This is a genomic window from Prolixibacteraceae bacterium, from assembly GCA_019720755.1.
Taxonomy (GTDB): domain Bacteria; phylum Bacteroidota; class Bacteroidia; order Bacteroidales; family Prolixibacteraceae; genus Halosquirtibacter; species Halosquirtibacter laminarini.
This window is the reverse complement of sequence record CP081303.1, coordinates 2,052,849-2,075,450: the sequence shown is the minus strand read 5'-3', so window position 1 is coordinate 2,075,450 and position 22,602 is coordinate 2,052,849. Positions and strand designations below refer to the sequence as shown.

Below are 22,602 nucleotides of genomic sequence, written 5' to 3'. Positions count from 1 at the left end.
AAAATGAGTGAAATGGCAACAAAAGCTTTTCAAAAAATATATACTAAAATTACTGCCATAACTAAGGCAACCATCACATTGAAAGCCCAAGAGGTGGGTTATGATGAGTTGGCTACGGTGAATGGGCGTTTGGCTCAGGTGGTGAAGATGATGGGCGATGAGGTGACTCTTCAGGTTTTTGGTGGTACCGAAGGTATTCCTACCAATGCAGAGGTTACTTTCTTAGGTAAATCTCCTACATTGAAGGTGAGTGATCAATTGGCAGGACGTTTCTTCAATGCCTTTGGTGATCCTATCGACGGAGGTCCAGATATTGATGGAGATGAGGTGGCTATTGGTGGTCCCTCGGTAAACCCTGTGCGTCGTAAGCAACCTTCTGAGTTGATTGCTACAGGTATTGCTGGTATCGACTTGAACAACACCTTAGTGTCGGGACAGAAGATTCCTTTCTTTGCCGATCCAGACCAACCATTTAACCAAGTGATGGCAAACGTAGCACTACGTGCTAAGGCGGATAAGATTATCCTTGGGGGTATGGGTCTGACCAATGATGATTACCTATATTTCCGTAATGTGTTTGAGAATGCGGGGGCATTGAATCGCATTATCTCTTTTGTGAATACTACTGAGAATCCTCCTGTGGAGCGATTATTGGTTCCAGATATGTCTTTGACAGCTGCAGAGTATTTTGCAGTAGAGAAGAACGAAAACGTATTAGTTCTTTTGACTGATATGACCCTGTATGCGGATGCATTGTCTATCGTATCGAACCGTATGGATCAAATTCCATCGAAAGATAGTATGCCAGGTTCTCTATATTCTGATTTGGCAAAGATCTACGAGAAAGCCGTTCAGTTTCCTGAAGGTGGATCGATAACGATTATTGCGGTTACTACTCTTGCTGGTGGGGATATTACCCACGCGATTCCAGATAATACGGGATATATTACAGAGGGACAGCTCTTCTTGCGTAAGGATACCGATATCGGAAAGGTGATTGTCGATCCGTTCCGTTCGTTATCGCGTTTGAAGCAGTTGGTTGCGGGGAAAAAGACTCGTGAAGACCATCCTCCAGTGATGAATACTGCCGTACGTCTGTTTGCCGATGCAGCCAATGCAAAGACAAAGATGGAAAATGGTTTCGACTTGAGTGATTATGACGAAAGAACACTTGCTTTTGCGAAAGAGTATTCGAATGATCTGTTGGCTATTGATGTGAATATTAATACTACAGAGATGTTAGATAAAGGATGGAGTCTATTTAGCCGTCATTTTTCTAAAGAAGAGGTGGCTATTAAGCAAGAGGTGGTCGATAAATATTGGCCAGAAGCTTAAGTGTGATAATCATCGGTTTTTTACCTTAAAAACAGAACATTGTGGCTATAAATTTTCAATATAATAAAACTTCACTCCAGAAACTTGAGAAAGATCTTAAGGTTCGTGAGCGTGCGCTTCCTACGATTAAAAGTAAGGAGTCGGCTTTGAGGGTGGAGGTGAAGCGAGCCAAGGATGAGGTGAAACGTCTTGACTTACAACTAGAGCAGTCTATGCAGTCATATGATAGTATGGTTGCGCTTTGGGGAGAGTTTGATACTTCACTAATCCGTGTTCAGGATGTTCGTATGTCGGTGAAAAAGATTGCAGGGGTGATGACTCCTGTCTTGGAAGGAGTAGATTTTGAGATCGCTTCTTTCAGTCTCTTCAATACCCCATTGTGGTTTTTGGATGGAATGGAATTGATTAAAGAGCTTGCAAAAGTGGGTATTGAACGTGAATTTTATGCACGTAAAATGCACCTGTTGGAGTATGCTCGTAAAAAGACTACCCAGAAGGTGAACCTCTTCGAGAAGGTGCAGGTCCCTGGGTATGCTGATGCCATTCGTAAGATCAAACGCTTTATGGAAGATGAAGAGAACTTATCTAAATCGGCACAGAAAATCGTGAAGTCGCGTCAACAAAATATAGAGGAGGAAGCGTTATGATTGTAAAGATGAAGAAATTATCTTTCCTTCTTTTTCATAAAGAGTATGAGTCGTTTCTAGAGAATCTACGTTCTCTTGGGGTGGTCCATATCAATGAGAAAGAGGGAGGAGTGGAAGATCCTCAATTAGACGAGTCCATCCAAGAGTTGGCCCGTGTGGAAGGCTTGATAAAAGAGTTCCATAAAATACTGGATGCTCAAGACGAGGTACAAGGGGTTCAGGATGCGGCGTTGGTGGAGAAATATGAATCTCCAGAAACGTTGAAACAGACTTATAGTGAATTGGCTGAGGTCAAAGAGCTTGAGACTGCGCGTCTACATCAACTTGATAAGAGTGCTGAGGCTTGGCAACCATGGGGAGATTTTGATATCTCTACTTTGGAAAAACTGCAAGATGCAGGTTGGAATCTCCATTTCTTCGCTTGTCACTCTCGTGATTTTAATGAGCAGTGGAGAGAAGATTATGAATTGGTGGAGATTTCTCAAGTGGGAATGTTACACTATTTTGTGATTGTCTCTAAACAAGAGGAGACAGTGGATATCGAAGCAGATATTGTGACTCTGCCTAGCTTGTCGCTTAGTGAAGTAGGGCAAGCACTGAATGAAGTAAATAGTAAATTAGAATATATAGATCGTGAATTAACCCTCCTTGCTGCTATTGGTCTTCCTGTTATGGAAGAGTATCAACAGACAGTGAAGGATCAAGTGGACTTTAATAAGGTTCGTTTGGATGGGGATGCTCTTGCCGAGAATCATGTCTATATGATTGAGGGATTTGTGCCAATAGAAAGCTTGGATGAAGTATGTAAGTACTTGGATACAGAGCAGGTCTATTATGAGCAGAATGACCCCTCTTTTGAGGAGCGTGTTCCGGTACTTTTGAAGAATGGTCGGTTTGCTCGTATGTTTGAAATGGTTGGTGATCTATACTCTCTTCCTAAATACGGAGAGCTTGATTTGACTCCATTCTTCGCACCTTTCTATCTATTGTTCTTTGGTTTCTGTCTGGGTGATGCCGGTTATGGTATTCTTTTGATGATATTAGGTTTTGTGTTCACTCCGAAGACAGAGGGATCTACCCAAAATGCGATGAAGCTTAGCAAATGGCTCGGAGCCTCTACCATCTTGTTTGGATTGATTAGTGGTACCTTCTTTGGTATGGATCTATATGCCGAAGGATGGGGAGTCTATGGAACTCTAAATGATATGCTGAAGGCACAAGGTAAAACCATGAATGACCACCTATTTAATTTAGCACTTATCTTTGGTGCGGTACAGGTGATCTTTGGTATGGTGTTGAAGGCAGTAAACGAGACCAAACAGTTTGGAATACGTTATGCAGTGAGTACGATTGGTTGGATTACACTTTTTGTGGGACTAGCCTTATCCTATTCTCTACCAGCATTTGGTCTTTCAGAAGGATCTGCTTCTATCTTTAGATATGTGGTTTTGGTTTTCTGGGTCTTGGCTTCCTTGTTATTTAATAATCCTGATCGTTCGATCTTTGCCAATTTAGGTGCTGGGATCTGGGACAGTTATAACATGGCGACTGGTGTGATGGGAGATATACTCTCTTATATTCGTCTGTTTGCCTTGGGTATTTCGTCTTCTATCTTGGGATTTGTATTTAATAATTTAGCAGTACAGTTTGCTCCTGATAATATCGTAGGAAAGATCATTGTGATGACTATTATCCTACTTATTGGGCATGGATTGAATCTGTTTATGGGGGTATTGGGATCGTTTGTTCACCCAGTGCGTCTGACATTTGTTGAGTTCTATAAGAACTCAGGTTTTACAGGAGGTGGCGTTCGATATAACCCATTCCGTAAAAGAGTAAAGTAACGTTTGAAATAAAAAAATAAAAAATAACTCATAAAATAATTTTATCATGGAACCTATTACATTAGCGTATATTGGAGTTGGATTAATGTTGGCACTTTCTGGAATTGGTAGTGCTTATGGGGTAACAATTGGTGGTAATGCATCTGTTGGTGCAATGAAAAAGAATCCAGATAAATTTGGTAGCTACTTGATGTTGTCAGCCCTTCCTGGAACACAGGGATTGTATGGTTTTGCTGCATTCTTCGTATTCTTAAACTTCGGTGATGCTTTAAATCCTGAGACTATCGGTTGGTTGCAAGCATCAGGAGTATTTGGTGCAGGTCTTGCTGTTGGTTTGGCTGGTCTTTTCTCTGCAATCCGTCAGGGACAAGTTGCTGCAAATGGTATTGCTGCTGTTGGTGCAGGTTATGATGTAGCTGGTAAAACACTTATCCTAGCTGTATTCCCTGAGCTTTATGCAATTGTTGCTTTTGCTGCAGCATTTATGATCAACGGAGCGATTGGATAATCGACGATCATTTTCGTTTTTATTCTTAAGACGCGTCATACTTCTTGTGTGACGCGTTTTTTTGTTTTTAAATCTCTATGACTCTTCCTGTTCTAATGATTTGGACTTCTATTGTACAGGATGATCTTTGGGAGATATGTTGATTTTTTAAATATCGTGTTTTCCGTTTCATGTTCTCTTCTAATTTCAAATGGTTAAGATGAATGCCTTCTCTTTGATGAGGTCGAGGTTTGTTTTTCTGTGTCTATGATGAAGAAAGTTATTCACAATCGAATTGTCGTTGGGATGCTGTAATAGAGGATGTTTGTGTCTTTTATTTCTTGATTCAAATATTTGTTGTTAATAAAAAAAGGATGAAATGGATGGATAGAAAAAGAGTTTAAGGTATTTTTATTGAGAAATTTTATAAGATCTCGGAATACTGTTAGAATCAGTAGCTGTCCCCGCAGCCGTAATTAATGTTGATACTTCTTAAAGAAGATGCCACTGTGCTATATAGTGTGGGAAGGTGTAAGGAGTAGAGTTATAAGTCGGAAGACCTCTTATAGTATAGTGAACGTCAAGATACACTCTCGGGAGAAGTGTGTAATGAAGAGTCGTGTTCATTCACTTACGAATGAAGGAGCTCTCTATATACTTATGCTTCGATGTGTATCTATTACTCTTTTAATCATTAAAGAAAAGATAGAATGCAAAGAAAAATAGTTTGTTATTCGGGAGAAGTAAAAGACTATGATTGGTCTTTATGGCAGGAGTTGTTGTGCTTTTATGGTGAAGATAGAGACCTGTTTTTAAATCATATAAAGGTGGAATTTGAGAAGCTTTTGTATGATATGATTTCAGAGAAGGAGGCTCTTGATATTTTGATTGGTGTCATTGCTTCGAATATTGATAGAGAACATGCTTCTTACCAATTTCTTGCTGCAAAACTATTTATGCATAAGTTGGAGTTGGAGGTGAATCCTTTGGGTGAGTGTCGAGAGTTAAGAGCGGTTTATCTTCAAAATGTTGCCATTGGAGTATATGATGACGCATTGATTCATCGTTATGACGAGGCTTCGTGGGAGTTGTTCAATGGCTCTTTAAAATCATCATATAACGACCTTTTTACCTATTCTGGTTTACGTCAGATGGTGGATAAATATCTTGTACAGGATCGTATGAATGGGGCGATATTTGAGTTTCCTCAGGAAGCTTTTATGCTTTTGGGTATGTTTATGTTTCAAGATGAACCCCTTGAGAAGAGAGATGATTTGGTATTGTCACTATATCATGCTATTGCTACCTTTAAGATCTCTTTACCTACTCCCATTCTTTCAGGTGTTCGTACCCCATTGAAGCAATTTAGCTCTTGTTGTTTGATAGATATTAATGATACGACCAACTCTATATTATCTTCTAATAGTGCTATAGGTTATTATACTGCTCAACGTGCTGGTATTGGTCTGAATTTGGGTCGAATAAGGGGAAAAGGAGCAAAGATTAAGAATGGTTCGGTGATCCATACAGGTTTGGTTCCTTTTATGAAGATTTTTGAGGCTACCACCAAAAGTTTTACACAGAACTCTATTCGTGGTGGTGGTGCGACAGCAACCATTCCTTTTTTTCATTGGGAGATAGAGCAGTTTATCCGTTTGAAGAATAACAAAGGGAATGAAGAGAATCGGGTTCGACGTATGGACCTATCTATTGGTTTTCATCGACTTTTTAGGGAGAGAGTGAGGGAAAATCGTAGTATTACACTTTTCTCAATGGAGGAGTGTCCTGACCTCTATGAGAGTATGTATGGCAAAGACCTAGGTCATTTTACCTCTTTGTATGAACGTTATGAAACACGAGAGGATGTTCGGAGGCGACAAGTGTCTGCACGTGATCTCTATCTGAGTATTCTTCAAGAGCGCTTTGAAACGGGACGTGTCTATATCTTTAATACGGATCATGTAAATACGAACAGTGCATTTGCCTCTCCTATCTATATGAGCAACCTATGTCAGGAGATTACTCTTCCAACCAAGCCAATAGAACATGTAGAAGATGAGGATGGAGAGGTGGCGATGTGTATTCTTAGTAATATTAACTTGGGAAAGATCGATTCGATAGAGGAGCTTGACAATTTAACGATGTTGTTAGTTCGTTTCTTAGATCGTCTGATTGATTACCAAACATACCCTCTTACATCGGCAGAGAGAAGTACTCATTCGCGTCGTAGTTTGGGTATTGGTGTTTCCGATTTGTTCCATTTCTTGGCTCGTCATGGTGTTCATTATCACTCTATCAAGGGGCGTAATATGATTCATCGTTATATGGAACGTTTTCAGTATGGTTTGATAAAAGCATCCGTAGAGATTGCGAAGGAGAGAGGCTGTTGTTCTGCATTTGATCAGACGACCTATGCTCAAGGTATCCTCCCTATAGATAGATATTGTGATGCTGTCGATACGCTTCATGAGATGAATCTGGAGTGTCATTGGGACTCACTAAGACAAGATATCTTAAAGTATGGGATGAGAAATTCGACACTCAGTGCCATTCCTCCTGCAGCATCTAGCTCTATTGTGTCTAACTCTACGGCAGGTGTAGATCCTCCTAGAGTAGCGGCAACAACAAAGTTAAGTAAGCATGGTCCTTTGGTTCAGCTTCTTCCTGATATCGATAAATTGAGTAGTTCGTATGATTTTGCATGGCAGCTCTCAAATCGTGATTATATTCAAATGGTGGCAGTAGTTCAGAAGTTTATAGATCAAAGTATTAGTACCAATCTGTATTATGATTTGTCTCAATGTGAAGGAGAGAGAGTCTCCATGAAACAGTTGGTAGAAGATGAGTTGGCAGCTTATCATTATGGAATAAAGACCTTATATTATTTAAACACTCATGATGGGTCGGGAAAAGAGAGTGAAGAGGAACAGAATAGTTGTGATTCAGGAGCATGTGCTGTATAATGGAAAAAGTGATAGAGATGGAGCAGAGAAAACAGTTGCTGTACGATGACAAAGCGATAGATTTCACTAAGACAAAGATATTCTTTGGTGAGGGGCGAAACATACAGCGTTATGATATTCAAAAATACCCTTTTTATGAGCAGATAACACAACGTATGTTGGGTTATTTCTGGAGACCTGAGGAGGTGTCGTTGATACGTGATCGTAGTGATTTTAATCAATTGTCGCAGCATGAAGAGAGGATATTTACGGAGAATATAAAGTATCAAATATTATTGGATAGTGTACAAGGAAGATCGCCTATATTGACTTTTGGACAGGTGGTGACGATTCCTGAGGTCGAAGAGGCACTGCAGGTATGGAGCTTTTTTGAAAATGTACACTCGATGAGTTACTCTTATATTATAAAGAATCTTTATGATGAACCAGGGGTGGTGTTTGACGATATTATGAAGAGTGATGTGATTCAAACTAGAGCAGAGGATATTACAGATTATTACAATCAATTTTATACTTCTTTGTCTTACTATAGAGTAATAGAGGATTGTACTGATTCTCGTTATGTATCTGATATGCAGTTAAAGAAAGAGCTTTACCTCTCTTTGGTTTCTGTTAATATCTTGGAAGGGATACGATTTTATGTCTCTTTTGCCTGCTCTTTTGCCTTTGCTGAGCAGAAGAAGATGGAGGGAAATGCCAAAATATTGAAATTGATTGCACGTGATGAGAATGAACATCTTGCATTGACCCAACGGTTGATAAGAGATTTAAGAGATAATGAAGAGGAGGGCTTTCAAGATATTATTTCTGATCTTGACAAAGAGGTCGTTCAGATGTATCGCAATGCTATAGATCAGGAAGTGCAATGGGCTGTATATCTTTTTGGGGACAAGGGGGCCATTGGGTTAAATGTGGAAATCTTAACGCAGTATATGCATTATCTTGCTGATCGAAGGTTAAAAGCAATAGGGTTGCAACCGATCTATGGCGTGAAAAAGAATCCTTTAGGATGGATGAAAAATTGGCTTCGTAATGATCATGTAGAGGTTCTTCCTCAAGAGACCGAGATCTCATCTTATGTTGTTGGTGGAATAAATCTAGATTTGCACGATATTGATTATCGTTTTGATTGAGCTCATGGTTTTTATGAGATTGATATATGCTATTGCATTGTATCTTTTTTATCTATGAGATGTTGTAATGACTTATTTGCTACTGTTGTTTGGGGTGTTTTTTGACCGTTAGGGGGTAGTGAGTGCTAGAGAGAGTCTAAAGTATGGAGGTATTTTAGTCGAAGGGAGGGATTATCAATGGTGTTTTGTTTTTCTGTCTCTTATCTCTACCCTCTTTAAGCACACGATCTTTTCTTCTTTTTTGTAGTATTCGTCGTAGTCTGATATGAGAGAGATAGATTTTGACAGAATTTTTTTTATGATGCCATAGAAGAGGTTGTATTGTACTCTAATTGTTGTTCTGTCTTTGTGCCATATCTGGATTTTATTTTACGATCATAAATGTTTTTACGGGTTATAATAAGTTTTTTAATCTCGATGATGATTAAAAAATAGAGACTTCCATGTTTTGTCTTTATATTGTATTACATCCGATTAAATGGGTGATATTGTTTTGTTGTCGGGGTGTAATATTTACCTTTACAATCTATTTTTCCCCTATCCATGAGAGGTGTGGAATATAAAATAATTTGTTTTTTATGAAAGTTATGACCCAGCAAAAAATAGACCTTTCAGATAGTCAATCTCTTAGATTGGCACTGGAACATTTTTACGATTTGACCAAAAATAGATCTTTCGAATTGGGCGGATGTGAAGGGTATTCTTCGTTATTTTTTCAAAGTGACGGAGAGTCATTCACATATGAAGATGTAGAGAATTTAACTCGTATGCGTACCGTGATGAATATGGGGGAGTGTAACTTTAAAAAAGATACTCCTGAATACGATTATATTCGTTTTAGTGAAACATTGGTTTTTGACGCTGCCATGAAAGATCCCTCTCTTCATGCCTTGGTCGTGGATATCGCGAAGGAAATTGTGGCATGGTCGGTTGAGAAAAATGATACAAGTGATTTATGGATTGATGAGTTTCATACATTTGGTCATCACATACTTTTTGTATTGGCACTGAATGACCCCCAATATATATACCTTTTGGCTCAATATGTTATACCTTATTGGGATGATGAGCATGCGATTCATAGTTTTGGACATCTTCTCTATTTTGTGGAGCAATATGGTTATGGTGATCCTCATGTATTGAAAGCTATCGGAAACTGTTATAATAGTTATCAGTTGTCTGTTATGGTGAATCAAGATTTAGAATATTATGGTGAGGACGAGGATGAAGAGAAAGGGACGCTTTTGTGGAATCATTGTCAAGAGAATCCTTCCGATTTTAGTCTGATACTAGATGCATTTCTTGCTCATATCCGTTCTGTACCTCCTCATATTGAAGATATGGGAGAGGCTGTGAAATTGAGTGATTGGTTTATCTTCTCGATATTTAATTTTTTGCCAGGTAGCTCGTTAGGAGAGACTCCTTTTGAAGATCATACATATGAAGCGAAGTTCTGGGAGTTTAATAAAAATGTGGAAGAGATCATGTCCAAAGTGGAAGCGAAAGATCTTTTCTTTCGTAATTCTTTTGATATAGCACGTGATTCTTATGATGAGTATGAGGTGGATGTAGACCAAGAGAATAGAGAGTTTCTTGTAAAAGGGTTTACGAACGGGGAGGAGATTCTTCGCTATGTTGAGACAGGAGAAGGTGTTGAGGTTCTGGATACTATAGAACCAAGCTCTTTGGCTTATATTTGCGAAAAAAATGATCTTGCATTGAAGGCTCGTATTGAATATTTTGGTGGGGAGTTGGATGAGATGATTCACCTTTTCTTTGAGACCTACTATAATGAAGATGCACATGTGGAAGGAATGCAGGTGAGAATTAATGGAGCCGATACATCGGGAGTATCCTCTTGTTTGCGTCTGATGGATGTTCTTTTTGCACTTCAAGGAAAGAAGCCTTTTGATGAGTTTGTTGCACAGAAAGTGTGTGATGAATATCGAATGTTATCTCAAGAGCATTTTGATGAGCGTTATACCAGTGCTGATGATTATGATAGTTTTCTTCAGACGTTGGCAATCAGTATGTATCCCCAACTGGATGATGCGATGCCAACGGAGAGTTTAGAGCGTATCTATCGATTTTATCAGCAATGTAAAGAGCCATGGGAGAAGGTCTTGAAAGATGTTCGCTCAGTGAAAAGAGTGGATTTTGACAATGAAATGTTGCGATATGCACATGAACTAGAGTCGAGTAATGATGTTCGTCCTAGTGAACTTCTTTCGACTGCGTATATCTGTTACAAAGAGGGGGGATTGATGCCTTCTGAGCGGTTACGCCCTTTAATGGACTTTTTTAATGAAAGCTTCTGGACGGTTTTTGATCGTATCATGAAGGAGGACGGTTTTTTCTCTTATGAGGAGGACAAGACTGAAGAAAAAAGATTGTTGGCGTTGGTAAGAAGCTATTGTGAAGGACCAAAACTTCCTGCTCCTCCGCCCAAAGACATCTTGGTAAAACTCATGAAGGGTGGGGTAGATTGCCTTACTTCTGAGGAGAAAGAACGTTTTGAAGCTGCGAAAAAAGAGGCGATGTCTGCATCAAAGTCTATCCCTGTGGAGGAGGTTATTGAACTGTTTCATCAAATCGGATCGCAGGAAAAAAATAATTCGCAATTGAGACATTTGTATGTCTTAGAAGAGGATTCTTTTAGTTTGATGTTGGCAGCTACTCTCTACAGTTATGATGCTTTTCCTCGAACTATGAGCAATGTATTCCTTCGTTTTTTTATGTTGTTTATTGAGATGGCACCCGTAAAGTGTATTCATGAGGTGTTTAAGTCATTTGTGCCTACCAATCATTTTCATCGCCACTATACACTTCATGATGTGGTGGAATTTATAGACAAACTACAGAAGGTGCGAGTGGCTCAAAAATATATTATTGCATGGGAGATTACAGAGAATATCTATGTGCTTGATATAGATTCAAACCAAAGAGAATGGCGTTACGATCACTTCATGGCGATGGTCTCTGACTATGCCTTCTCTGATAGTCTAGAAGAGACTAGTAGTTTTGGTATGGATAGAGAGAAGCGACGTAAACAGGCTATTGTGGAGGCTGTAGATTATCTAGACTATGATACAAAGAAGAGATTTCTAGAAGCAGTGCATCAAATCAAACCTATCCCTGAATTTGATGCTTTACAGAAAAAAGAGATGGCGGATGCACTTGATGATTTTACGAGTCGAATAATCCATGAAGAGAAGCCAAAGTGGGCTAGGAGTGAGGCGGAGAATATCGCTGTTGAGACTGCACACCGAGGCTATCTGAAGTTGATCTCTGACTATCTCTTTTTGGATGGGGATTTTGGACCCGTGGAGAGAGAGGTAATGCCCAAAATACTAGATTATATTCCCTCTTCTTTGGACGATGTAATTTGGAAAGAGTCAGAAGAGGTTCGTCATCGTGCTCTTTATATGTTTGTTCGTATGGGGTACATAAATCGTGTGGATGACTACTATCGTAATTGGTGTCGTGCATGTGAGAATGAAGAGATGATAGAACCTTTTTGTGACCTATTGATTTCTCTTGGTTTTGAGCGTGCTTATGTGGTGAGATTTTTGACTCACTATCATTTGAAGGCAACAAAAAAAGGATCCCCAGATAATATATATGGTGAGATTTTAGAGGAGCTTTATCTGAGCATAGACTTTGTAGAAGACATGAAACTTTTGTCTCCAACTGAGATCTCTTTATTGTTGCTTCAGATGAAAGAAAGTCTGGAGTTAACACCTCATATCCTTAGATTGACAGCTAGAGAAAACCAAAAGATACAGTGGGATGCTGCAGATATTTTGTCGTATCGCTTTTCTCAAAGATATTCGACCTATATGGCTCATTTTGATGAGAAACTGTCTTCTTTAGATCTTATGAAGCGCATTTGTAACATGGCAGAGACAAGCAAATTAAAAGATGTTTTTGCGAAGAAGATTGCATCGTATGAATCGTAGTATCGTCGAAGTGTGAAATATCCATAGATTATAAACATATGGAGTCGTAAAAGGCAGCAATAGGAGTTCTATCCATTGCTGCTTTTTTATTTCTAATTGTCTGGTAATAAGGGTAGTGGTGCTCGGTGTTATAGCTGTGTTGATTCGTAATGTTTTGATTTGTAGTGTGTTGTTGTCTGTGTTGTATTGTTGTTATTTGTGTGTTATTGTGATTCTATAGGTGCGTATTATTTTGTTGGTAAAAAGAAGTGTCTGAACGATAAGGGTATGTGTCTTGTTTCAATTCGGATCGTTACTATCTTGTTACTAATTGGGAATATCGTGTAGGTTGGGGGAGATGCTGTTTTATACATTTGTAATGTTTAGGGTTGGAGATGATCCGATGCGATACTATTTATTTCAAATCTTTTTTAATATAATGTAGATATGCTTAAATGTAAACTACTCCTAGGTGCTGCTTCTCTTTTAAGTGGTTCGATGGGTATTGCTGCAGAGAAGATCGCCGAGAAGACAAACTTTGTTGTGATTATGTGTGATGACGTAAGTTTTGATATGTTTGGATGTTATGGAAACCAAAATACGAAGACACCAAATATTGATAGATTGGCCAATCAAGGAGTGGTATTTGGGACAGCTTGGAACTCCGCGATCTGTAGTCCTGCAAGAGCTGAAATTATGAGTGGATGTTATGCTACTACAACAGGTTCGTATTATAATGAACTTGCAATACCAGAAGGTAAAGGAAAGAGAGGTCAGAATAAGAAGATTTTCAATTATCATACAACATTTAGTAAAATATTAAACGACCAAGGTTACCAAACTGCAGTTGCGGGAAAATGGCATATTGGAGGAGCCGAGCATCAAGATGATGAAGTGGTTGGTTTTGATACCTACTGTATGTGGGAAGGCGTGGAGACTTATGAAAAGATCACTGGTAAAAAGTGGGGTGGAGGTGTTGAAATTCCTGCAAAGTCTAAATCTGGTGCTGGAGTTAAAAGTACTCGTTATTGGCACCCATGTATTATCCAAGATCATAAAGAGGTGAAGACAACCAAGAATGATTTTGGTCCAGATATATTTTGTGAGTTTATTTGTGACTTTATCGAGAGTGCGTCAAAAGAAGAGAACCCTTTTCTTGCGTATTACCCAATGACACTACCTCATGGGCCATATATTGAGACTCCATTAACCACTGATTGTGGATCCAATAATCCTAAAAAAGATTCTAGACTTTCGAATAATAAGCGTTTTGAGTTAATGATTAATTATGTAGATATTCTAGTAGGTCGAGTCATGACGACTTTGGAACGTAGTGGGGCGTTAGAAAACACGGTGATTGTTTTTACTGCTGATAATGGAACCGCAGTTACTGCAAAATCACGCGGAGTAGAGCGTGCTGCCCATGTACCATTTATTGTTGCAGGAAAAGGGGTGAAACAGCGTGGTATGACAAGGGAAATTTGTGATGCAACAGATGTTCTTCCTACTTTAGTTGGACTTTCTAGTATAGGATATCCTGAAGGATTTGCTTGTGATGGAGTAGATATGACTCCTTTCCTAACAGGAGCCAAGGATACTCATAAACCCGTGATTCAAGCTTATTCGGCTTCTACTCAGATGTTGCGAACAAAGGATCATATGCTAGAAGTCGTAGATCCAATTTTGGGTGTTCCTAATGGACGTTTTTATTACTGTGGAGATAGTAATGATGGAAAGGGGTATCTCCGAGCAGAGAATCGTGAATCATCTCAAGAGACTTTGAAAATGTTCAAGAAGCTGTTGTCGACCGAATATGTTGGTTTAACTAAAGATCACCCATACTGGAAGACGAAAAGAGGACTTCGTTTTATGACGAAGTATACGAAACCGAAAGTTGCATTAAAACATCTTCATAACCATAGGGACTATCAGGTGTATGACGAAAAGCTTGTTTATGATGAGTCCACTAAGTGGACGCCTGCGTCGTCCATTAAGTAATAAGAATAAATTTCAAAAAGTAAGCAAGGTTATAAATAAAATATTATGTTTTTTAAGATACAAAAATCATTGGTTAAGCTGATATGTTGCAGTTTGATCGCTACCTCCTTCGTTGGATGTGACCAAAAGAAGAGTGAAGTGGTAACTTCTGTAAAGACTGATAGACAGTCTATTCAGAGCTGGCAAAATATGAAATTTGGAATGTTTATCCATTGGGGCATATACTCTGTTCCTGCGGGGGTTTGGAAAGGCAAAAAGATAGAAAAGTTGGGTGAACAGATTCAGCGTCATGCTCACATTCCAAATGATGAATATGCCGATATTGCAAAGCAATTTAATCCAGTTCAGTTTGACTCGGATGCCATGGTAAAGATGGCTAAAGATGCCGGGATGAAGTATGTGGTGTTGACAGCCAAACATCATGATGGGTTCTGTATGTTTGATAGTAAACTTACCGATTTCGATATCATGGATGCATCCCCATATAAAAAGGATATTTTGAAGCAATTGGCTAACTCTTGTAAGAAATATGGAATAAAACTAGGGGTATACTATTCGACACCTGACTGGCATTTTAATGGTCCGAACCCAGAGGTAAACCCAATTGATGGTAAAATCTCAGTATTTAGTAAGGTGTCTAAAGAGAATGCGGATTATCAAGTTGCTCAATTGAAAGAGATCTTGTCGAATTATGGCGATATCTGTGAACTATTTTTTGATATGGGAGAGCCTACAAGAGCACAGAGTGAAAGGTTTGCAAATACGGTTCATTCGCTTCAGCCTAACTGTATGATTAATGGTCGTGTGATGAACAATCAAGGTGATTTTATTACCATGCCAGACAATCATGTTCCTGATGTTCCTGTGGATACCATGGCATGGGAGACTCCTGGTACTTTCTATCATACTTGGGGCTATAAGTCGTGGGTGAAAGGAGACCCTGTTCCTGCTCAGGTGAAACAGCAAGTAAGAAAATTGGTTCAAGTAGCCGCTCGTGGTGGTAACTTCTTGTTGAATATAGGACCTAAGCCTGATGGTACTGTTCTTCCTTATGAGCAAAAAGTTTTGGCTGGAATAGGATTGTGGATGAAGAATCATAATCAAGGTATTTGGGGTGTGAATAACAATCCCTTTAAGAAGTTGCCTTGGGGAGAATGTACTGTGAAAGGTAATGAACTGTTCTTCTATGTATATGATTGGCCAGAAAACAATCAACTGCGTATTCCAGGATTGGTGTCTAATGTTGTTTCTGTTAAAAGTATGGAAGATATGAGCAAGAGCCTCTCTTTTCGAAAAGATGGACATGATGTGATTGTTGATCTTTCAAATATTGAACCAAATGCATATTTAAGTGGTTTGAAAGTCTCTTTAAGTGATGCTTTGGATATTGTTGATCCAATGATTATGCCTCAAAGAGATCACTCTATTGTTATTCATGGAGAGGACGCAATCTGTTATGGTAAGTATGGAAAAGAGAGCTATCGCTCAATCCTAAAGGATTTCTCAAGAAGTTGGGATGTGAATGTGACACAGGTAGGTTCTTACCGAGTAGAGTTAACTTATCGAATGAAATTTGATCAAAAGAAGTTTAAATTTATAATTGGAAATGATCCTTATCTTTTTACACTTTTTGGAAGTGGAAAGTGGCATGCTAAGTTGGACATGATTGATGGCAATGAAACCGCACATAATAAGACAAAGAAGAAAAAGAGTCTTAAGGGATATAAAACCAAATCGATCGGTGTTGTGTCGTTTAAAAAGATTGGTCGAAATACTTTGCAGATTTCACAGGGAGAAGACTTTCCTTTTGTGACTACTATAAAGGAGTTCAAGAAGCAAAACCCTAAGTATAAAACGATGAATATTGATATTAAAACCATCAAATTGATTCCGGTAGAATCATAGATTTTTCTCTGTATCTATATTGTATATGTTTGGTAAGAGAGGCTTCGGGTATAAACCGAGCCTCTTTTTTCTTTTTTATGGTTGATTCTTTTTATCCTTACCGTTAAATCATTCTTTTTTGCAAGAGATATCAGAGGGGGAATATGATAGGATATATCATTTTATTGCCCTATTTTTGTTCTATTATGTTGCAGTTTTATGTAGACCAAATTGTCTAATATATAATCTCGTTTTTAATATCCCCCCTTAATGATACAGTCTTCTACACTTTCACTATACTTTCTTGCTTTTTATATTCTTATTATTATATGGGTTGGGATTAAGAATAGAAATAGTGATGATAGTGAATCTTACTTTTTAGCTTCAAGACAGTTGCCTTCGTGGTCGTTGGCTATCACTTTTATTGCCTCTTGGTGGGGAGGCGGTTCGGCGATCGATTTAGTAGATCATGCTCATGGAAATGGGATAAATTCGTTTTGGATATATGGGGTTCCTGTATTGATATCTACTTTTTTGTTATTCTTGTTTTCTAAGGCTATACGTCAAATAGGAACGATCTCGCAACCACAGCTGATAGAGAAAAGGTATAATCGTTCAGTTTCTTTGCTTTTAACGATTTTTATTATTGTTTTTATGGTGATAACAGCTGCTGTGCAAGTTATTGTTATTGGTCGTTTTTTTCATTCATTCTTTGGCGTCTCTTATGAGGTAGGTGCTACTGTGGGTACTCTAGTGGTTGTTTGCTACTCATTTTTTGGAGGTTTTAAGGGAGTGGTTCTCACGGATTTAATTCAATTTGTGTTTTTTTTGATAACAGCAGTAGTGCTATTCTATATTTCTTATGAGCGCTCTGGTGGATATGATGAGGTGGTCGCTTATGCAGAAAGTCATGGGAAAGAGGGATATTGTGACTTCTTCTATGGTGTTTCTGACCAACTTGCCTATGTGATCACTTTTGGTGCTTCTTGGATGATACAGGCTAATGTATGGCAAAGGGTGTCGGCAGCAAAGGATGGACGTAGTGCAAAGAGAATGATGCTGATTAGTTTTTTTGTATTTATTCCTCTCTATCTTATGGTGACATTTACAGGAATGTTCTCCTCTGTTTTTTATCAAAATGTTCCTAAAGGAGGTATTGTTCCTGATATGGTGTTAAATATGGAAAATCCGTTTTTTAGTGCGATTCTGTTTGTTGGATTATGTTCTGCAATTATGTCGACAATGGACTCTTTAGTGAATACAGGAGCTATGTCTTTAACCTTGGATATCTATGGAAACTATGTTTCCCCTAATGCATCACCTCGTCGTTTGGTCTGGGTTGGGCGTCTTTCTACGCTTATTGTAGCAATTGTTTCTCTATTTATAGCCTTGCGTGTACAGTCAGTATTAACCATCTCATGGATTGGATCTGATTTTTTAACAACAGGAGCATTCGTACCTGTGGTACTTGGCTTTGTGTGGTCTAAAGGGAGCAGTAGGGCTGCTTGGTTGTCCATGGTGTTTGGATTGCTTTTTTCTAGTTATAACTTGTTGGTTGCGATGGGATTTCCTCTTCCAGTTTGTTGGGAGGTTGCCTCTGTAAAACAGGCTCTCATAGGGATAGGTTTTTCTTTGTTGATTTATGGGCTTGGAAGCTTTCTTTGGCCTGATAAAAATAACAAAGGAGAAGCCTTTATTTCAATGATACGAGATTAGATTTGAAATGTTTTTATGATGACTAAAAGGCTTGTCCTTTATTCGTCTGTTATACGTACTTCTAACGTTATTTTTTTTTGTTTTTTAATAATAGTATACAATAAAAGTGAAAAGAATAGGTTCTAATTAATGTTGGTAATTTTATTTCTCCCGAATATTATTATGAGTGTTTTGATCTCTCTTAATATTGGTTGCTATTCCCCCAACTGAACCGATTATTTGTGTGCTATGTCTATTTTGATTATTCATTTTTTTGCAGTTATTTTTTCTGCTCTAGTAACGTATTTGTGTATTCCCACCTTAATACATGTTTCAAAAGTGAAACGTCTTTTTGATGAACCTAATGGTCGATCAGCTAGTCGGGTTGTTGTCCCAACATTGGGTGGACTTGCTGTTTATTTAGGAATGATTGGAGCCACAACAACGATTGTCTCATGGGTGTCTTTACCTAATATGTCTTTGATTTTAGGTTGTATGACTATCATCCTGTTTTTAGGATTAAAAGATGATATCTTGGTTCTCTCTCCTAGTAAAAAGATAATGGTACAACTCTTCGTTGCAACGTTATTGGTAGTAGGTGGAGGATTTAGATTAACTTCTTTTCATTGCTTTTTAGGTGTAGAAGGATTACCTTTCATTGCTAGTTTTATTATCTCTACTTTTGCTTGTATCGTCATCATTAATGCATTTAATATTATTGATGGTATTGATGGTTTGGCATCAGGGCTCTCTATTTGTATTCTTACTGTTTTGGGGATTTGGTTTGCAATCAATGGGGTCTATGAATTTTCGATTTACTGTTTTACTATGGCAGGAGGGCTTTCTAGTTTTTTCTATTTTAATATACAGAGTGGAAAGAATAAGATTTTTATGGGAGATACTGGTTCTATGTTGATAGGAGTTTTTATGTTTATCTTAATCATTGAATTCAATACACTAAATAATATGCCAGATTCTATCCCATATCCTGTGGATTCTTCTCCTATTGTCTCCTTTGGGATATTAAGTTATCCTTTGTATGACGTGATTCGTGTTTTTGTTATTCGAACGATTCAACATAAGTCTCCATTAAAACCAGATAAGAATCATATTCATCATAGACTTTTGGCTTTAGGATTTTCACATATAAAGTCTACAACAATCATTTTGGCTTTTAATGTTTTTCTTATAGGTTCGGTATTTCTTCTTCAATCGATAGGGAATGAGTGGCTGATGCTTTATATCTTTACCATTTTGGGTGTAGCAAGTACTATCCCTTCATTTATAATTCATCATAAGGGATTGATCTTAAAAGATGACCCATACCAACAGGTGATGATTCCACGTCTCTTTTCAAAAGAGGATAAGTTATTCTTTACTGATCGTCATGCAGTAATGAAACCAAAGAGATCTATCAAACAAGAGGTGCAATCGTCCGATATATCGTAGGAAACTGATGGATTGATAAAAGTGTTGTATTATGCTATTACTTAGATAATGGCAATCAAAGTATACAGTGAGATAGATTGGTTCTGTTCGTATGAATGGAAAAGGAAATGGTTGTCTGAATGATTTTTATGATATTTTTTTGTAATTTTCGTGAGGAATCTTCTTTGGGATAGACAATGTTTAGAAAAAGATGATTCTACTGAAATAAAGTTCACATTATTAAATCATTAAGTAAGACAATTATGAAATTTACACTACTACTGTTTTTGTGTTTTTTTACGGTCTTTGGTTTTGCTAGAACGAAACCTGACATTACACCTACCCCGCATTCGATGCAGGAGGTGTCGAGTAACAAAGATCTATCTTTTGATTATTCTCAATCTTATAAAATAAAGATCTACAGTAAGATTGCATCTGACCATACTTCTACGATTCATTTTTTACTCCCAAATAGTGATGCGCGTTCATCGCAAGTGGTAAAGATTGGATATACCTCATCAAGATCATTGCGTAAATATTCAAAGGATGTTCCGATGAAATCGGGAGCTTATCGCCTAGCTATCTTAGAGAAAGAGATTGTGCTTGTTGCATACGATGATAGAGGCTTGCATTATGGTCTTCAGACTCTAAAGCAGATGATCGATCAAAAGCAAAGTATGTGGGATATCGTGGATTATCCAGATGTTGCCTATAGAGGTGTCGTAGAAGGTTTTTATGGGACACCATGGAGTTTTGCTGATCGTAAAAGACAGTTAGAATTTTATGGTAAGTATCGATTGAATACCTATATCTATGGACCCAAAGATGACCCATTCCATAGTTCCCCTCATTGGAGAGATCCTTATCCGAAAGTGGAGGCTGAGGGGATTGCCAAATTGGCTGCGGTAGCTAAAAAGAATCGTGTTGACTTTGTATGGGCAATACACCCAGGGAAAGATATTAAGTGGAACGACCAAGACCAACAAAAATTGGTTGATAAGCTAGAGAGTATGTACCAATTGGGTGTTCGTGGTTTTGCTGTTTTCTTTGATGATATCTCTGGTATCGGAACCGATCCAAATAAGCAAGCAGGATTGTTGAATCATATTATGGATGATTTTTATAAGAGACATCATGATTTGACTCCTCTTATTATGTGTCCAACAGAATATACCAAACAGTGGGCTAATCCTAGTGAGAAAGGCTATTTGAGTGTTTTGGGTGATGAGATGAACTCAAAAGTAGAGGTCATGTGGACCGGTGATGCTGTAGTTGGTCATATTACTAAAAAAAGTTTAGATTGGGTAAACTCACGTATTAATAGAAAAGCTTATGTGTGGTGGAACTTTCCTGTGAGCGATTATTGTGTTCATAACCTATTATTGGGTCCTTGTATTGGACTAACATCTCAAGGGAAAGATGATATGAGCGGTTTTGTTTCTAATCCTATGGAGTATGCTGCAGCTTCAGAGATCTCTCTTTATAGTGTCGCAAATTATTCGTGGAATGTCGAGGCATTTAATCCTCTTAAATCATGGTCAAAGTCTATTGAGACATTGATGCCTGAAGTCGCTTCAGACTATAAGTTTTTTGCAACTTATAATCAAGATGCAAACTCTTCTTGGGGATGGCGTACTGGAAAAGAGGCTTTACAGTTTGAATCGTTTGTTGCGATGCATGATGTTGCGGGATTAAGAGATGAGTTTCAAAAGATGGTTATTTCTTCGAACAATATTCAACAACGTCTTAATGATCCTGTCCTTTTAGATGAGATTAATCCATGGTTGTCTCAGTTCAAGTTATTAGGAGAGTGGGGATTGACTCTTTTAGATGAGAATGAATCATTATCTGATGATGATTTAGAGGGAGCTTGGAGTCTTATTTTGGCTTCTCATAAGATCTCTGATCAAGTAAAGAAGATTGGTCAAGTAGAGAATTATGGTCGTGGAGTAGAAGTTGGAGGAACTACTTTGATGCCTCATCTGAAAAACAAAAGTTTAGGTCTTGAGACCAAATTTTTAGGACAACTTACTGGTCAAGAGATTCAAAAGCCCGAGTTGATAGGTTACCAAGAATTAAGAGATGGAGCCGATCGTGCTTTTGATGAAGACATCAATACCGCATATGTATTTCGAAAAGTGATGAAACCTGGAGATTATATTGGGGTAGATTTGAAGAAGGTGACTCCTATTCGTTCTATCGATATCTATCAGACTAGTTCAAGAGATCATATTAAATCAGGTGTTTTAGAGTACTCATTAGATGGAAAGTCTTGGGCCTCTCTTTCAGATAAGACTTTTACACAACCTGTTGTTCAGTTTACTGCTGAAGGGGCTGCTCCTAAAGCACGTTTCGTTCGTTATGTAAATACAGAGGACTCTAAAAAACAAAAAGGACATTGGGTAAAACTACACGATATCTTTGTAAATAAGAGTGAGCCTTATGTAACGATGATATTCTCAAGTAAATCGTTCCGTAACATGCCTTTTGCTTTCAATGGCGAATCATTGAAGTTTAATAAGAAACTGGAAGTTACAGATATGTTACCAGGTAATAAGATTGTAATTCCATTCTTGAGACCAGAGAAGATTAAGAACTTGAAAATCAACTTAGGAGATCAGTATAAGAACCTGAAATGTGTCTATTTTGATGATAAAGGCAATCAGTTGACTTTGGCAGAAGGGGATATTAATGGAACTTATACGATGGAAAGACCTGTCAAAAGAGTTGTTATCTCGAATCCAAATGAGAAGAGTCAAGCGATTCGATTGTTGTCACTTCAATTTGATTTCGATCAAGTAATAGATTTGGGACAGCGTTTTGTAGATCAGGATTTTAATACAAGTTGTCCACTTGAAGCTGGGAAATCTTTAGATGTCTCTACTTCTGTTGAGGCTGGAAGTATTTTACTTTTTGATCAAAATATGGAGGATGTAACTTTGGAGATTGCACTCAAAAATGGCAATACCTTCAAACAGATTGTAAGTACTCCATTTTATAAAGTGCCAGACTTTAAGAATATTGAGAAGTGCACTATTACTAATGGTTCGAATAGAACATTTGAATTGATTGAAATTGTAAAGTGATAGGCTTTGATTATTATCTAAATAGATATTATTGATTCTGATTTAGATTAGAATGAATTGAGGACTTCGTTAGAGGTCCTCTTTTTGTGTGTCTACTGAAGGGGATTATATCTCAATAAATGTATGCTCTTTAATAAAAGACTTGTGTCTTCTAAAAACAACAA

General features: G+C 38.0%; 12 protein-coding genes and 1 riboswitch. All 12 genes read left to right on the top strand.

What is annotated here, in order from left to right:
* Positions 1-12: 12 nt before the first annotated feature.
* Positions 13-1,335, top strand: a complete 1,323-nt coding sequence (locus K4L44_08315; GenBank protein QZE15821.1) for a V-type ATP synthase subunit B — start codon at positions 13-15, stop codon at positions 1,333-1,335.
* Positions 1,336-1,376: 41 nt separating this feature from the next.
* A complete protein-coding gene (locus K4L44_08310) occupies positions 1,377-1,982 on the top strand; it encodes a V-type ATP synthase subunit D (protein ID QZE15820.1) in 606 nt (201 codons plus the stop codon).
* An 8-nt stretch (positions 1,983-1,990) separates the two neighbouring features.
* On the top strand, positions 1,991-3,826 hold the full coding sequence (locus K4L44_08305; protein ID QZE15819.1) for a V-type ATP synthase subunit I: 1,836 nt from the start codon (positions 1,991-1,993) through the stop codon (positions 3,824-3,826).
* 46 nt (positions 3,827-3,872) lie between these two features.
* Positions 3,873-4,334, top strand: a complete 462-nt coding sequence (locus K4L44_08300; GenBank protein ID QZE15818.1) for a V-type ATP synthase subunit K — start codon at positions 3,873-3,875, stop codon at positions 4,332-4,334.
* 364 nt (positions 4,335-4,698) lie between these two features.
* Positions 4,699-4,895: riboswitch (cobalamin riboswitch) on the top strand.
* 128 nt (positions 4,896-5,023) lie between these two features.
* Positions 5,024-7,276 (top strand): ribonucleoside-diphosphate reductase subunit alpha, encoded by a 2,253-nt coding sequence (locus K4L44_08295; GenBank protein QZE15817.1) that lies wholly within the window; start codon positions 5,024-5,026, stop codon positions 7,274-7,276.
* A gap of 17 nt (positions 7,277-7,293) precedes the next feature.
* On the top strand, positions 7,294-8,409 hold the full coding sequence (nrdB, locus tag K4L44_08290) for a ribonucleotide-diphosphate reductase subunit beta (GenBank protein QZE15816.1): 1,116 nt from the start codon (positions 7,294-7,296) through the stop codon (positions 8,407-8,409).
* Positions 8,410-8,987: 578 nt separating this feature from the next.
* Complete coding sequence (locus K4L44_08285; protein QZE15815.1) at positions 8,988-12,368, top strand: hypothetical protein; 3,381 nt, start codon at positions 8,988-8,990, stop codon at positions 12,366-12,368.
* A 426-nt stretch (positions 12,369-12,794) separates the two neighbouring features.
* Positions 12,795-14,345, top strand: a complete 1,551-nt coding sequence (locus K4L44_08280) for a sulfatase-like hydrolase/transferase (GenBank protein QZE15814.1) — start codon at positions 12,795-12,797, stop codon at positions 14,343-14,345.
* A 45-nt stretch (positions 14,346-14,390) separates the two neighbouring features.
* Positions 14,391-16,250: an alpha-L-fucosidase gene (locus K4L44_08275; protein ID QZE15813.1), complete on the top strand. Its 1,860-nt coding sequence runs from the start codon at positions 14,391-14,393 to the stop codon at positions 16,248-16,250.
* A 249-nt stretch (positions 16,251-16,499) separates the two neighbouring features.
* The gene (locus K4L44_08270) at positions 16,500-17,945 is read left to right on the top strand and encodes a sodium:solute symporter family protein (protein QZE15812.1); all 1,446 of its coding nucleotides are present in this window, start codon (positions 16,500-16,502) and stop codon (positions 17,943-17,945) included.
* A 318-nt stretch (positions 17,946-18,263) separates the two neighbouring features.
* Positions 18,264-19,373, top strand: a complete 1,110-nt coding sequence (locus tag K4L44_08265; protein ID QZE15811.1) for an undecaprenyl/decaprenyl-phosphate alpha-N-acetylglucosaminyl 1-phosphate transferase — start codon at positions 18,264-18,266, stop codon at positions 19,371-19,373.
* A gap of 242 nt (positions 19,374-19,615) precedes the next feature.
* On the top strand, positions 19,616-22,438 hold the full coding sequence (locus tag K4L44_08260) for a beta-N-acetylglucosaminidase domain-containing protein (GenBank protein ID QZE15810.1): 2,823 nt from the start codon (positions 19,616-19,618) through the stop codon (positions 22,436-22,438).
* Positions 22,439-22,602 lie beyond the last annotated feature (164 nt).